The organism is Chryseobacterium sp. R2A-55, from assembly GCF_021401085.1.
Classification (GTDB): Bacteria; Bacteroidota; Bacteroidia; order Flavobacteriales; family Weeksellaceae; genus Kaistella.
This window is the reverse complement of record NZ_JACBFP010000002.1, coordinates 71,520-84,671: the sequence shown is the minus strand read 5'-3', so window position 1 is coordinate 84,671 and position 13,152 is coordinate 71,520. Positions and strand designations below refer to the sequence as shown.

The 13,152-nt window shown below is 40.6% G+C and carries 12 protein-coding genes; 4 read left to right on the top strand and 8 right to left on the bottom strand.

Features of this window, described 5'->3' with window-relative positions; all coding sequences use genetic code 11:
* Nucleotides 1-67 precede the first annotated feature (67 nt).
* The 8 genes from L0951_RS03165 to mraZ all read right to left on the bottom strand — a co-directional run bounded on the left by L0951_RS03165 (nucleotide 68) and on the right by mraZ (nucleotide 9,396).
* A complete protein-coding gene (locus tag L0951_RS03165; protein ID WP_234109416.1) occupies nucleotides 68-1,297 on the bottom strand; it encodes an FtsW/RodA/SpoVE family cell cycle protein in 1,230 nt (409 codons plus the stop codon).
* A 23-nt stretch (nucleotides 1,298-1,320) separates the two neighbouring features.
* On the bottom strand, nucleotides 1,321-2,670 hold the full coding sequence (gene murD / locus L0951_RS03160) for a UDP-N-acetylmuramoyl-L-alanine--D-glutamate ligase (RefSeq protein WP_234109415.1): 1,350 nt from the start codon (nucleotides 2,668-2,670) through the stop codon (nucleotides 1,321-1,323).
* A 55-nt stretch (nucleotides 2,671-2,725) separates the two neighbouring features.
* Nucleotides 2,726-3,967 (bottom strand): phospho-N-acetylmuramoyl-pentapeptide-transferase, encoded by a 1,242-nt coding sequence (gene mraY / locus L0951_RS03155; RefSeq protein WP_234109414.1) that lies wholly within the window; start codon nucleotides 3,965-3,967, stop codon nucleotides 2,726-2,728.
* A gap of 78 nt (nucleotides 3,968-4,045) precedes the next feature.
* Entirely contained in the window at nucleotides 4,046-5,506 is a 1,461-nt protein-coding gene (locus L0951_RS03150; protein WP_234109413.1) for a UDP-N-acetylmuramoyl-L-alanyl-D-glutamate--2,6-diaminopimelate ligase, read from the bottom strand.
* Between the two features lie 33 nt (nucleotides 5,507-5,539).
* On the bottom strand, nucleotides 5,540-7,528 hold the full coding sequence (locus tag L0951_RS03145) for a penicillin-binding transpeptidase domain-containing protein (protein WP_234109412.1): 1,989 nt from the start codon (nucleotides 7,526-7,528) through the stop codon (nucleotides 5,540-5,542).
* Nucleotides 7,512-7,880 (bottom strand): FtsL-like putative cell division protein, encoded by a 369-nt coding sequence (locus L0951_RS03140; RefSeq protein WP_234109411.1) that lies wholly within the window; start codon nucleotides 7,878-7,880, stop codon nucleotides 7,512-7,514. The genes L0951_RS03145 and L0951_RS03140 overlap by 17 nt, the downstream gene beginning before the upstream one ends.
* A gap of 57 nt (nucleotides 7,881-7,937) precedes the next feature.
* The gene (gene rsmH, locus L0951_RS03135; protein WP_234109410.1) at nucleotides 7,938-8,834 is read right to left on the bottom strand and encodes a 16S rRNA (cytosine(1402)-N(4))-methyltransferase RsmH; all 897 of its coding nucleotides are present in this window, start codon (nucleotides 8,832-8,834) and stop codon (nucleotides 7,938-7,940) included.
* A gap of 88 nt (nucleotides 8,835-8,922) precedes the next feature.
* Nucleotides 8,923-9,396 carry a division/cell wall cluster transcriptional repressor MraZ gene (gene mraZ, locus L0951_RS03130; protein ID WP_234109409.1) on the bottom strand — a complete coding sequence of 158 codons (474 nt, stop codon included), beginning with the start codon at nucleotides 9,394-9,396 and terminating at the stop codon, nucleotides 8,923-8,925.
* Between the two features lie 258 nt (nucleotides 9,397-9,654).
* On the opposite strand from mraZ, the gene L0951_RS03125 reads away from it, so the two are divergent.
* The 4 genes from L0951_RS03125 (at nucleotide 9,655) to L0951_RS03110 (ending at nucleotide 13,104) form a co-directional block, all read left to right on the top strand.
* A complete protein-coding gene (locus tag L0951_RS03125; protein WP_234109408.1) occupies nucleotides 9,655-10,419 on the top strand; it encodes an alpha/beta fold hydrolase in 765 nt (254 codons plus the stop codon).
* Nucleotides 10,420-10,476: 57 nt separating this feature from the next.
* Complete coding sequence (gene yihA / locus L0951_RS03120; protein WP_234109407.1) at nucleotides 10,477-11,097, top strand: ribosome biogenesis GTP-binding protein YihA/YsxC; 621 nt, start codon at nucleotides 10,477-10,479, stop codon at nucleotides 11,095-11,097.
* 40 nt (nucleotides 11,098-11,137) lie between these two features.
* Nucleotides 11,138-11,596 (top strand): GNAT family N-acetyltransferase, encoded by a 459-nt coding sequence (locus L0951_RS03115; RefSeq protein WP_234109406.1) that lies wholly within the window; start codon nucleotides 11,138-11,140, stop codon nucleotides 11,594-11,596.
* A 152-nt stretch (nucleotides 11,597-11,748) separates the two neighbouring features.
* Nucleotides 11,749-13,104 carry a T9SS type A sorting domain-containing protein gene (locus L0951_RS03110; protein WP_234109405.1) on the top strand — a complete coding sequence of 452 codons (1,356 nt, stop codon included), beginning with the start codon at nucleotides 11,749-11,751 and terminating at the stop codon, nucleotides 13,102-13,104.
* Nucleotides 13,105-13,152 lie beyond the last annotated feature (48 nt).

Genomic DNA, 13,152 nt, shown 5'->3' with positions numbered 1-13,152 from the left:
GGGGATGAAAGCCTTTGATTGTATGTTTTCGTTAGTACTCATTTTTCTGTTGTTCGGATTTAGGTGCTTATGCGATATCGTTGATTTCCTCTATACTCTGTTTTTTGCCCATTCCTTCTTCATCATAAACCTGGATTCGGGAACTGACATTCAGAATAATTCCTAATTGCAGATACGTAACGAGCATGGAAGTTCCGCCATAACTGATTAACGGCAATGGCTGCCCTGTAACCGGAATGAGATTTACGGCGACCGCAATATTGACAGAGAGCTGCACGAAAATCATGATGCCTAAACTGATGACGAGCAAACTGCCGAAAAACGCTGGCATTTTGCTGGCAATCATCACAATCCTTATAATCATGATGAGGTACAGCGCAATCAAAACCGCAGCTCCTATAAATCCATACTCTTCTACGATGATCGCAAAGATGAAATCGGAGGCAGATTGCGGCAGCATTTGTTTCAGTGCGCTTTTCCCAGGTCCCATGCCGGTAATTCCGCCGTGCACGATGGCTGCTCTTGCCTGCATTACCTGATAGTTTTTGGCCTTTAGACTTTCGTCTTCTAAATCGGTTGTTTTTTTGGAATTTGTAAAGGTTTCGATGCGGCTCATCCAAGTGTGGACACGGTTGCTTCCAATCAGGTCGGTCTTTAAAGCTAAAAATAAGAAGATGCCGATTGCCACACCGGAAAGTCCTACAAAACCGAAAATATATCTCTTATTCAATTGCCCGACAAGCATCACTGCCAATGAAACCATCAGAATCATCAGTGCTGTGGAACCGTTGTCTTTCGCAACTAATCCAAAGACCAAAAGAACCGGACCAAATATGTACAAAATGTTTTCAATAGGAAGCCGTTCCCGCTTGATTCTTTTGGTTAAATACCTGCACAAATAGATGACCAGCATCAAATAGGCGAATGAAGACGGCTGGAAAGAGATTGGTGTACCGGGAATTTTAAGCCAACGGGAAGCGGAAGCTCCATCGATTTTTTGTCCGGTAAACATGGTTAAGCCTAAAAGAATAATCATGAACCCGAGAAGAATTGCACTGAGTTTGCCGATATACTCGTATTTGAAGACCCCGACTCCACGCATAATTGCCAAACCAAGAACCACAAAGAACAGATGCTTGATCAAATGCGAAGTGGTGGTTCCGTTATTCACAATATATTCCAGGTTGGAACTGGCGGAATACACCGGAAACACGGAAAAGAACGAGATCAATAAAATCACGCTCCAAAGCACTTTGTCGCCTTTCAAAAGTTCGAATTTGCTTTCTGTTTCGTTCATATTTTGTCCCAAAATGGGGGTGGTTAATTGATAATTTTTGGGTCCGCTGACTTTAAAACTTCTTCTTTGAATTGTCTTCCCCGGTCTTCATAATTTTTAAAAAGATCAAAACTAGCACAACATGGGGAGAGCAAAACGGTGTCGCCACTTTCTGCCAGTGATTTGGAAACGCGCACCGCCTGTTCCATGCTGGATGTGCTGTAAATCAACTCTTTTTTATCTTTGAAAAAATCGATAATCTTTTGGTTATCAATACCCAAGCAAACAATTGCCTTTACTTTTTTCTTAACTAAATCTTCAATTTCTGTGTAATCGTTTCCTTTATCAGTTCCGCCCACAATCCAAATTGTTGGCTGTTTCATGCTTTCCAGGGCATAGTAGCACGCATTAACGTTGGTTGCCTTGCTGTCATTGATGAAGTTTACCCCGCCGATGGTCGCCACCTTTTCCAGTCTGTGTTCTACTGCATGGAAATTCATCAGTGAATGTCGAATGCTTTCATTGCTGATATTCAATAGTTTACCTGCAATGGAAGCTGCCAAACTGTTTGCAACATTATGATTTCCCACCAGAGAAAGTTCATCAATCTTCATGATGAATTCGTCCTCCCATTTCACGTCGATACTTTCACCCTCGACAAAACCCCCTTCATTTAGTTTTATTTTTGTAGAAAATGGAATCATTTTCGCTTTGATTTCGAGTTTTTCCAGCAGGTTCATGCTCATTTCATCATCCTTGTTGTAAATGAAGAAATTGTCATTTTCCTGGTTTTCTGCAATCCGGAATTTTGCCAACGCATATTCCTCGTAGTTGTAATTGTACTGATCAAGATGGTCTTTACTCAGATTCAACAACAATGAAATGTAAGGTCTAAAATTTTGAATATCATCTAATTGGAATGAGCTCACTTCTAAAACATAATAATCGAAATTTTCTTCTGCAACTTGTCTTGCAAAACTTTTTCCAATGTTTCCTCCTAAACCCACATTGAAACCATCATTTTTCAAGATATGGTAGATCAGAGAGGTGGTGGTGGTTTTGCCATTGCTTCCGGTGATTGCGATGATTTTTGCGTTCGTAAATTCCGAAGCAAATTCAATTTCAGAGGAGAGCCGGATTCCCTTTTGATGGATTTTTTGGATGATTTCCACCTTTTTTGGGACTCCCGGTGATTTCACGATCCAGTCTGCACCCAGAATTTGTGCTTCGTCATGTTTTCCTTCTTCATATTCAATTCCGGATTCGTCCAGGATCTTTCTGTATTCGTCTTTGATCGTGCCTTTGTCGGAAAGGAAAACCTCCATCCCTTTCTTTTTCGCAAGAATGGCTGCACCCACTCCGCTTTCGCCGGCGCCTAAGATTACTATTTTCATTATTTTTTCCAATGGTGATGCTAAGGATAAATTACAAGTTGATTATCCGTGCCAATTATCTAATTTTTAATGTGATTACACAAATGATCGCGAGCATTACTCCAATGATAATCATCCGGTTAACGATTTTGCTTTCGTGATAACCTACTTTTTGATAATGATGGTGAAGCGGCGACATTTTGAAGAACCTATTATTTTGAGCATATTCCAACCCATATTTTCTTTTTCTATATTTAAAGACTGCTACCTGCAACATCACGGAAATGTTTTCCACCAAGAAAATTCCGCAAAGGACAGGAATCATCAGTTCTTTTCTTAAAATAATCGCCAAGACCGCTATGACACCGCCCAACATCAGACTTCCGGTATCGCCCATAAACACTTGTGCCGGATAAGTATTGTACCAGAAAAAGCCGATGACCGCACCCACCAAAGCAAGTGCAAAAATGGTGGTTTCACCCATATTCGGGAGGAACATGATGTTCAGATAGTCTGCGAAAATGATGTTCCCGGACAGGTAGGCAAAAAGTGCCAAAGTGAGCAGAATGACCACACTGGTTCCAGCAGCCAGACCATCAATTCCGTCGGTAATATTGGCTCCATTTGAAACTGCGGTTACAATGAAAATAACCATCGGGATAAAAACAACCCACGACCATTCATGAGCTTTCTCCGGCGACATCCAAAAGAGCATTCCACTGTAATCGAACTCATTGTTTTTCACAAATGGAACGGTGGAAACCGTTGATTTTTCGGTCGGCATAAAGTTTTTTTCCACATTGTTTCTGTTCACCACTTGGGCATCCGCATATTTCCTTTTCACGGTAATATCTGAATGGAAATACATGGTGATTCCCACGATCAAACCCAACCCAACCTGTCCGATGACCTTGAATTTTCCGCTTAAACCTTCTTTATTTTTTTTGATTTTCTTTAAGTAATCGTCCAGAAATCCAATAGCTCCCATCCAAAGCACAGAAATGATCAGCAACACAATGTAGATGTTGAAGATTCTGGTAAAAAGCAAAACCGGGATCAAAGTGGCGAGAATGATGATCAAGCCGCCCATCGTGGGGGTTCCTTCTTTCTGCTTCTGACCTTCCAAACCCAAATCTCTCACCAATTCGCCCATCTGTTTGTTTCTGAGATAGTTGATGATTGTTTTGCCATAAATTAGTGCGATAACCAGTGACAATAGAACTGCCATTCCCGCTCGGAAGGAGATAAATCTGAACATCCGAAGTCCTGGAATGTGGATTCCGTTTGCGGTTAAATATTCATAGAGATAGTATAGCATCTTTATTGTGGATTTTAGGTTTAAAGTTTTAGGTTCTTCATGTATTACTTTTGATTTTCACCTGGTTACCTTTTTGCATTATTTCGACATTAACTTTGAAAGTTCCATGACCAATTCTTTATCATCAAAATGAATTCGTTCCCCATTAATTTCCTGATAATTCTCGTGTCCTTTTCCTGCGATGAGGATGATGTCTTTCGGTTCAGCAAATTTGATTGCCATTTTTATCGCTTCTTTTCTGTCGGGAATTGAAGTGTATTTGCTGAAATTCTGTGGTTCTATTCCAGCTTCGATTTCTTTGATGATCTCATTAGGATTTTCTGTGCGCGGATTGTCTGAAGTAATGATGGTCAAAGTGGATTTCCGGGTGGCAATTTTTCCCATTTCGGGGCGTTTTGCATGATCCCGATCGCCGCCACAACCGAAAACGGTGATTAATCGTTCATTTTTTGTTCGGATTTCATTGATGGAATCCAATACTTTTTCCAATGCATCTGGAGTGTGTGCATAATCCACGATGAAGAAAATGCCGCCATCGGATTTCAGGGTTTCAAATCTTCCTTTTACCCGTTGAAGTTTTGAAATCGCCTGTAAGATATCATCTTCATGAAAACCACTTTCCACCGCAACCGCAAATGCCAGAAGCAAATTGTAAGCGTTGAATTTTCCGGTCAGGGTAGTCCAGAATTCTCTTCCGTTGAAGTTCAATAACATTCCATTAAAATCAACTTCCAAAATCTTTCCGTGGAAATCCGCCATTGTTTTCAAGGCGTAAGTTTTCTTTAACGCTTTCGTGTTTTGAAGCATCACCAAACCATTTTTGTCATCGATGTTGGTAATTGCGGTTGCATCCGGATTCAGTTCGTCAAAGAATCGTTTTTTCACTTTCAGGTACTCATCGAAAGTTTTGTGGTAATCCAAATGATCGTGGGTAATATTGGTAAAGCCCGCAATTTTGAAATGCAGCCCTTCAATTCTGTCCTGATGGATTCCGTGCGAGGAAACTTCCATGAATACGTATTCACAGCGGGTTTCCACCGCTTTACTTAAAATCTTATTTAAAGTCAAAACATCTGGCGTGGTGTGGGTGGAAGGGAAAACTTCGTCATCAATTCTATATTCCACCGTAGAAATCAATGCGGTTTTAAATCCAAGATGTTTGAAAATATCAAAAAGCAAAGTAGTTACTGAAGTTTTGCCATTGGTTCCCGTAATTCCTATTAAGTTTAGCTTTTCTGATGGATTTCCATAAAAATTGGAAGCCATTTGTCCCAAAGTTTTTGACGAATTTTTCACTTTCAAATAGGTGGTTTTTTCATCTAAATTTTTGGGTAAATCTTCGCAAACGATGACCGTTGAACCTTTATCAATGGCAGAATTTATAAAGGAATGACCATCAGAAACCGTGCCTTTCACTGCAACATACAGCGAGTTTTCGACCGCTTTTCGGCTGTCGGAAACGATTTCGGAAACTTCCGGATTTTCATTTCCGTGAAGTTCCAAAATGGGGATTCTGTGGAGTATTTCTTTTAGGTTCATTTTCTATGTGGTTTAGACAAATTACGTTTTGTCCTATTGTAACTGCAGATAAATTCTCTGGTTTTTATTAATGGTGGTTCCTTCTAAAGGAAACTGTTCCTTGATTCTCCCAACGCCCTTAAAATCAACACGGTAGCCAGCGTTTTCCAATTGTGGAATAATGTTTTTGCCGATCATTCCTACCACATTAGGCATTTGGTTTTCGTTCATGGCCAAAGTGGCATTTGGTTCTATCATTTTGCTTAAGTCCACTTTTTTGTCCACCAACATTTCCTGTTCCACGTTTTGTGGCGTTTTCAGGAAAGTTTTTCCGGCAATTTCTTTAAAGACCGGTGCGGCGACGGTGGCGCCGTAAAAACCTTTAGAATTATCCGGCTGGTTGATCATCACGAAACAGGTGTATTTCGGGTGGTCACTGGGATAAAAACCTGCAAAACTTGCTTGATATTTTGCTGGACCAGTTTTCCAGTATTCAAATCTGGCGGTTCCGGTTTTTCCGGCCATTTTCAGATTCGGGGTGAAAATGCTTTTTGCCGTTCCCTTTTCTACCGCTTTTGTGAGCGATGAAGTCATGAGTTGAATTGCTTTGGCTGATGCCATTTTGTTGACCATCACTTGCGGTTTTGCTTCATACAGAACTTTTCCATCTTTCATTATTTTTTCAATGAAGAGTGGTTTCAGCATCTTTCCCTTATTGGCGATTCCATTGTAAAAGGTGGTCATTTGCAGTAAGTTAAACCTTGACGAATAGCCGTAAGCAAGTGAAGCCAAGGTAGCCGCATTCCATCTTTTATCCTTTGGTGTCACAATGTAGGGTTTTGTAATTCCAGGAATCTCGATTTCCATTTTGTCGAACATTTTCCATCTTCGCAGGTGGTCCAGGAAAACTTTGGGTTTATCCGCATAGAATTTGGTGATCAGTTTGGCGGAACCCACGTTGCTTGATTTTGCCAAGACGTCTGAAATCTCATAAACTCCGCCTCCATGACCATCTGTAATTCTCTGTTTTGCGTAAGTCCAAATACCATTTCCCACATCCACTTTTGTTTCTTCATCAATGAATCCATCGTCCATTGCCGCCAAAAGTGACACCGTTTTGAAGGTGGATCCCGGTTCGGTAGCATCTTTCAGGGCGTAATTATAGGCATCCACATAAATTCCGGGTTCGGTTCTTCGGAGGTTGACCATGGCTTTCACTTTTCCGGTTTCCACTTCCATCACCAACACACAGCCGTGGTCTGCATCAAATTTTACGAGTTGTTTTTCCAACGCAGAATGGGCGATATCCTGGATTCGTAAATCGATTGTGGTGTAAACATCTTGTCCGTCGATCGGTTCTTTTACCTTCCAGTAATCGATTGGTTTCCATTGACTTGAGTTTACTCTTTGTTCCAGGCGGGTTCCGTTTGTTCCGGTCAGATATTTCGAAAATGCCCCTTCTAATCCAGATTTTGTAATGCCGTTGTCCATTCCGATGGTTCCGGCTCCGATCTGGGTAGTTGCCAGTTCTCTTTTGAAATTTCTGTCGATGATGAAACCGCCCTTATTTTTTCCTTTCTTGAAGATGGGGAAATTCCGGATTCGGTCATACTCGTCAAAATCGAGCCCTTTAACCAAAGCGTAATATTGGTTTTTTGCCTTTTTCTGCTGATCGAGCCGGTCCCGGAAATAACTCCTTGGTTTACCGAACATTGCTGACAAAGAATCCGTCAAAGCTCCTATATTATTGTTGTAAACCGAGTCCTTGATTACTTTAAAATCCAGATAAACATCATACCGCATCACGGTGGTTGCCAAAATGGATCCATCCGCTGCGAAGAGATTTCCGCGGGCGGCATTCAGGGTGGCTTCTCGATAATTTTTGTTGATGTAGTCGTCTTTAATTTCTTGTACGTTGGTGTTTTGCAGAAAGAGAATCTTGCCGAGAAACACTAAAAACAGGATGAAGGCTGATCCTGCGAAAAGATAGCCCCACCTCAATGTCCTTGAGCGTTTTTTTTCAAATTCATTTTGCACCGCCATCAGTACTGTCTAGTTTTATTAAAAGTTTATGCGGGTGATTTTCTAGCGACAAAAGTGAATCCTGAACCATTTCTTTACCGAGTTCGGATTCCAGTTTCACTTTGATCAACCTGCTCTGTGCATATGCGTTTCTGGATTTATATTCTTCAGTCTGTTCTTTTAAATCATTGACATGCTCGATTTTTTTGCTCACCAAGTGATTGCTGTAAATCATAATCATCAGCAACACGAAGACCAACAGGAAATATTTGTAATGAATTTTCACTTCATCACGGTTCAGAAAATTCCCTTTTATGATATCAATAAAAGTGAGTTTTTTCTGTGGGCGATATGTCCTCTTTTTGATTGCCACGTTCTGTTCCTATTAAAATTCACCATTCAACCTTGATGAATGAATGGGGAAGCCAATTCACAACTTTATTCCCGTTCTCAGTTTTGCACTTCTGGCTCTGGAGTTTTCTTCAATTTCTGCTTCATGGGGAACGGTTGCCTTGGTTTGCAGAAGCTCAAATGCTTTGTCATAATTGCCGTAGATATCTCTTTTCGGTTCACCTTCGAACATTCCGTTTTTTAAGAATCTCTTTACCAAACGGTCTTCGAGCGAGTGATAAGAAATGACTACCAATCTTCCACCCGGTTTCAAGATCTTGTAGGACTGAAGCAGCATTTCTTTTAAAGCCTCCAGTTCCTGATTCACCTCAATTCTAACGGCCTGAAAAACCTGTGCAAAAAATTTATTTTGTTTGTGAGGTGGAATATAGCTGAAGAGTTTTTTAAGATCTTCCGTGGTTTCAATCGCCTTTGTTTTTCTGTGATGAACGATTTCTCTTGCCAATTTTCTTGCTTCGCGAAGTTCGCCGTAATGGTAAAAAATGTCAGCCAAATGTTCCTCCTCATAATCATTGATCACTTTCCTGGCATCCAAACCCTGCATCACGTTCATCCTCATATCTAGTGGAGCGTTACTTCTGGTCGAAAATCCTCGTTCCGCCGCATCAAATTGGTGGGAAGAAACTCCCAGATCGGCGAGAATTCCATCCACAGCAGAAATTCCGTACATCAACAGTGAGTTTTCCAGAAACCTGAAATTTTGGTTGATCAGTGTAAACCGGTCATCCCGGATGGTGTTTTCAAGAGCGTCTAAATCTTGGTCGAAACTGAAGAGTTTTCCCTTGTCAGAAAGCCTTTTCAGGATTTCCCTTGAGTGGCCACCTCCACCGAAAGTCACGTCCACATAGATTCCGTCTGGATTTGTGACCAAATCATCAACACTTTTCTTCAGCAATACGGGGTTGTGATAACTCATTGTTCATCTGCTTAGCAGTGATCGGTAATCCACTGCATTGGCAATTTTTAAGTTAAGTATTATTATTTCTTGATGAAAAACGCATCATTCAATCCGGGGTAAATTCACCGGTTGCATCAAAATTTCCCATTACGTCTTCCGTCAATTGGGCAAAATCGTATTCATCAGTTTTGACGTTTTCTTCATAGCTGGTTTTATCCCAGACTTCGAAATAATCGATCATGCCGGCGATTACAATTTCTTTTTCGAGATTTGCAAACGATTTTAAATCTTTGGCAATAAGGATTCTTTCGGCTCTGTCAATTTCCACAGTTTTTAGTCCGGCGGTATATTTGCGGATGAATTCCAGGTTTTTTTTCACAAACCGGTTCAGTCTTCCAATAGTTTCCATCCTTTGGTTCCAGGATTTCATCGGATATACTTCAAGGCAGCTGTTGAAAACCGAACGTTTCACTACAAATTCCCCACCGAGATCTTCCAGATGCTTTACCGCTGATGAAGGCAGTTTCAGTCGGCCTTTATCATCGATTTTGCACTCGTATGTCTCGTAGAAATTAATCATTTGGGACAAATTTATATAATAATTTTGAAATTTTCCCACTTTTTCCCACTTTTTGACTTAATGTTAATAAGTTTTGAAATCATCGGGTAATCTATTGATAAAAAATAAGTTAGCGATGGTCTGGTTTTTGAAAAACAAATGGAGGTGAAAAACATCATATTTGTTGAATATTGTCACATTAACCAATACTTTTGATGTGAAAAAAATTAATTTTGAGGTTAAATTTGTATTTTTGCAATCGCCTATTGAGGAAAATTTATGTTATTTAAAAAGAAAAAAACCAAACAATTCAAATATCTAGCGGAAGGTGAAGGTCGTCCGATCGTTCTTTTGCAGGGATTGATGGGTGGTCTGAGTAATTTCACCAAACTGATTTCTTATTTTTCGGCGAGGGGATACCGTGTATATTTTCCTGATTTACCCATTTACGATTTGCCTGTACTCAATACCAATCTCACCTCCATCGCGAAGTTTGTGGCGAGGTTTATAGAAGAAGAAGTGGGTGAACCCGCAATTGTAGTGGGAAATTCAATGGGAGGACATGTCGGTTTGATTTTGACCTTGGCTCGTCCGGATGTGGTGACGCATTTGGTGCTGACAGGGAGTTCGGGATTGTATGAACGTTCATTTGGAGACAGTTTTCCGCGAAAAAGTGACCGAGACTATATCAAGAAGAAGGCTGAAGAGGTTTTTTATGACCCCGAAATTGCCACCGAAGAATTGGTGGATGAGGTTTTTTCAATTGTGAATGACCGGGGAAAGGGGATCAAAACCGTGATGCTTGCAAGAAGCGCCATTAAGCATAATATGGAAAAAGAGTTGCATAAAATACCGGTTCCTACCTGCCTAATTTGGGGAAAACAGGATAATGTAACCCCGCCAGAAGTAGCCATCGAAATGGATAGGCTGATTCCAGACTCTCACCTGTTTTGGCTGGATAAGTGCGGACATGCAGCAATGATGGAAAAACCTGATGAATTCAATGAAATCCTATTCAACTGGTTGGAAAATCGAAAAAAATAGACGAGGTGGAAGTTTAACTTCCATTTTTTATTTCACTAAATTTGAATAAAAATAGAGATGGTTATCAAGACAGCTGAATTTGTGAAAAGCAGTGAGAAGTGGCAAAACTGCCCAGAACCGAACCTGCCGGAATATGCCTTTATTGGAAGATCAAATGTGGGAAAATCATCACTGATCAATGCGCTGATGAACCGTAAAGATTTGGCGAAGACCTCTCAAACTCCAGGAAAGACCCAGTTGATCAATCATTTTCTGGTGAATGACAACTGGTATTTGACAGACTTGCCGGGATATGGCTATGCCAAAGTTTCGAAAAGCAGCCGGAAAGATTTTGAGAAGCTGATCACTAATTATATCCTGAACCGAAAAAACCTGGTGAATCTTTTTATCTTGGTAGACTCCAGGCATTCACCACAAAAAATTGATCTGGAATTCATTGAATGGTGCGGAGAAAACTCCATTCCCTTTTCCATTGTTTTCACCAAATCAGATAAACTGAAACCCAAGGAATCCGAATTGAAAGTGGAGCATTATAAAGCTGAACTGCTGAAAACCTGGGAAGATTTGCCCGAGACTTATCTCACTTCGGCAGAAAAGAAAACCGGCGGTGAGGAAATCTTGAATTTCATCGCGAAAACTAATGCCTTCCTGGAAAACAATCATGTCAATTTTGTTTGATCTTTTTCTTTAGATCATGATTCTGGATAATTAATTAGATATGGATATTCTTTGGAAAATAAAATCCTTCGAACAATTGACCACCGAAGAACTTTATAAAATCATGAAAGCGAGGATCGAAGTTTTCGTGGTGGAACAAAACTGCCCGTATCCGGAACTTGACGGATTTGATGGGAAAGCGGTTCACATTTGGGGCGAACTACAAGATGAGTTGGTCGCCTATTGCAGGATTTTTGACCGCGGTGTTAAATATCGCGAAGCATCAGTTGGAAGAGTGCTTACTGCTCTAAAATATCGGAATTTGAACCTCGGAAAAACGGTGATGACATTCGCAATAAATGCCATTGAAAACAGATTTCGGACCCACGAAATCAGGATTTCTGCGCAGGATTATCTCCTTAGATTTTACACTGGATTTGGATTTAGAGATACCGGCAAGAAATATTTGGAAGATGACATTCCCCATACTGAAATGGTAAAAATTCCATTTCATCCATAAAATTACCTGGAGGTTGAAAGTTGATTTTTTGTTTTTTTTCAATTCAACAAATTTGTTAGGATTTTGCCTAAACATCAAATTTATCACAACTTTATTTGCATATTAATTCCGAATTATATACTTTTACAAAAAATCATTAAACTTATAAGATTATGAAAAAACTTTTACTTTCAGTTTTTGCTGTGTCTGCAATGATGACTCAGGCACAAAGTTGGATAGCACAGCCTACTAATTTCCCTGCAAATTACGGTATCGATGAAATGGTAATTATCGACGCCAATACCGTTTGGACTTTCCCTTATGACGGAAGCGGAACTGCAAATAGCTATCCTAAAATGATTGGAAGAACTACTAATGGTGGTGCCACTTGGACTGCAAGTGCCGTTTCCGGCCCAGGTTCAAATGCTTTGTTCTCTGATATTGCTGCGATTGATGCAAACACGGCTTGGATTGTAACTGCTCCTTTTGCTGCGGGAACGAATGCAAACAGAGTTTGGAAAACTACAAATGGCGGGACTTCTTGGACCCAACAATTACCGGGATATACTTCGGCTTCCTTTGCTAACCACGTGTATTTCTGGGATGCAAATAACGGTTGGACTTCCGGGGACCCAACTCCCGCCGGTTCAAAGTTTGAAATGTACAAAACTTCAAACGGTGGAACTTCTTGGACAGCGATAACCACAGCACCGACAGCGATAAGTACTGATGAATTTACCTATGTGGGAATTAAAAAAGTTTTGGGTGACCATATCTGGGTAGGAACAAGCCAAGGACGAATTCTGCACTCACCAGACCGTGGTGCAACTTGGACTGCAGCTTATTCACCGGTACTTGATTTTGGTGGGGTAATAACTACCGGTTCTTCTGGAGAAATGGCGTTTAGTTCTGCATCAAAGGGTCTTTTGATCGCAGTTGACGGAGCTGGATCACCGGCTACAGCAACAGCTTCACTTTATGAATCTTCAGATGGTGGTGCAAATTGGGATCTAATCACGCCTACGGGAACTTTCTATTCTGCAGGTATTTCCTATGTGCCTGGAACCGCGAATACCTATGTTACAACCGGTTCTAATTTCCAGGTTACAGGATGGATGGGTTCGGCATATAGTACTGACGGTGGTCATACCTGGACTTCTATTGATACGGATGAACAAAGAACAAAGGTTCAATTCCTTAATCCTACTACTGGTTGGGCTGGACAGTTCAGTGATGGACCTGCAGGAACTAGAGGTATCATGAAGTTTTCCGGTAACTTAGCGTTGGCTACTTCTGAAACCGCAGTGAAATCCGCTTTGAAAGTTTATCCTAACCCAGCAACAGACGTGGTGAATGTAACTTCAAACAAAAAAATTGAATATGTGAACATTATCGATCTTTCCGGAAAAAGAGTTGATGGTGCAAAAGGAAGCCAAATCAACGTTTCTAATTTAGCTAAAGGAACATACATCCTTCAGGTGAATTACGGCGGAGGTGCAGTGGAAAACACAAAATTGATCAAGAAATAATTTTTTCTAAATCATAATTGTTCAAAAGGGTCTGAGAAATCAGACCCT

Coding starts and splice junctions, on each gene's coding strand:
- L0951_RS03165 (WP_234109416.1), bottom strand. CDS start 1,297: ATGAACGAAACAGAAAGCAAATTCGAACTTTTGAAAGGCGACAAAGTG.
- murD (WP_234109415.1), bottom strand. CDS start 2,670: ATGAAAATAGTAATCTTAGGCGCCGGCGAAAGCGGAGTGGGTGCAGCC.
- mraY (WP_234109414.1), bottom strand. CDS start 3,967: ATGCTATACTATCTCTATGAATATTTAACCGCAAACGGAATCCACATT.
- L0951_RS03150 (WP_234109413.1), bottom strand. CDS start 5,506: ATGAACCTAAAAGAAATACTCCACAGAATCCCCATTTTGGAACTTCAC.
- L0951_RS03145 (WP_234109412.1), bottom strand. CDS start 7,528: ATGGCGGTGCAAAATGAATTTGAAAAAAAACGCTCAAGGACATTGAGG.
- rsmH (WP_234109410.1), bottom strand. CDS start 8,834: ATGAGTTATCACAACCCCGTATTGCTGAAGAAAAGTGTTGATGATTTG.
- mraZ (WP_234109409.1), bottom strand. CDS start 9,396: ATGATTAATTTCTACGAGACATACGAGTGCAAAATCGATGATAAAGGC.
- L0951_RS03125 (WP_234109408.1), top strand. CDS start 9,655: ATGTTATTTAAAAAGAAAAAAACCAAACAATTCAAATATCTAGCGGAA.
- yihA (WP_234109407.1), top strand. CDS start 10,477: ATGGTTATCAAGACAGCTGAATTTGTGAAAAGCAGTGAGAAGTGGCAA.
- L0951_RS03115 (WP_234109406.1), top strand. CDS start 11,138: ATGGATATTCTTTGGAAAATAAAATCCTTCGAACAATTGACCACCGAA.
- L0951_RS03110 (WP_234109405.1), top strand. CDS start 11,749: ATGAAAAAACTTTTACTTTCAGTTTTTGCTGTGTCTGCAATGATGACT.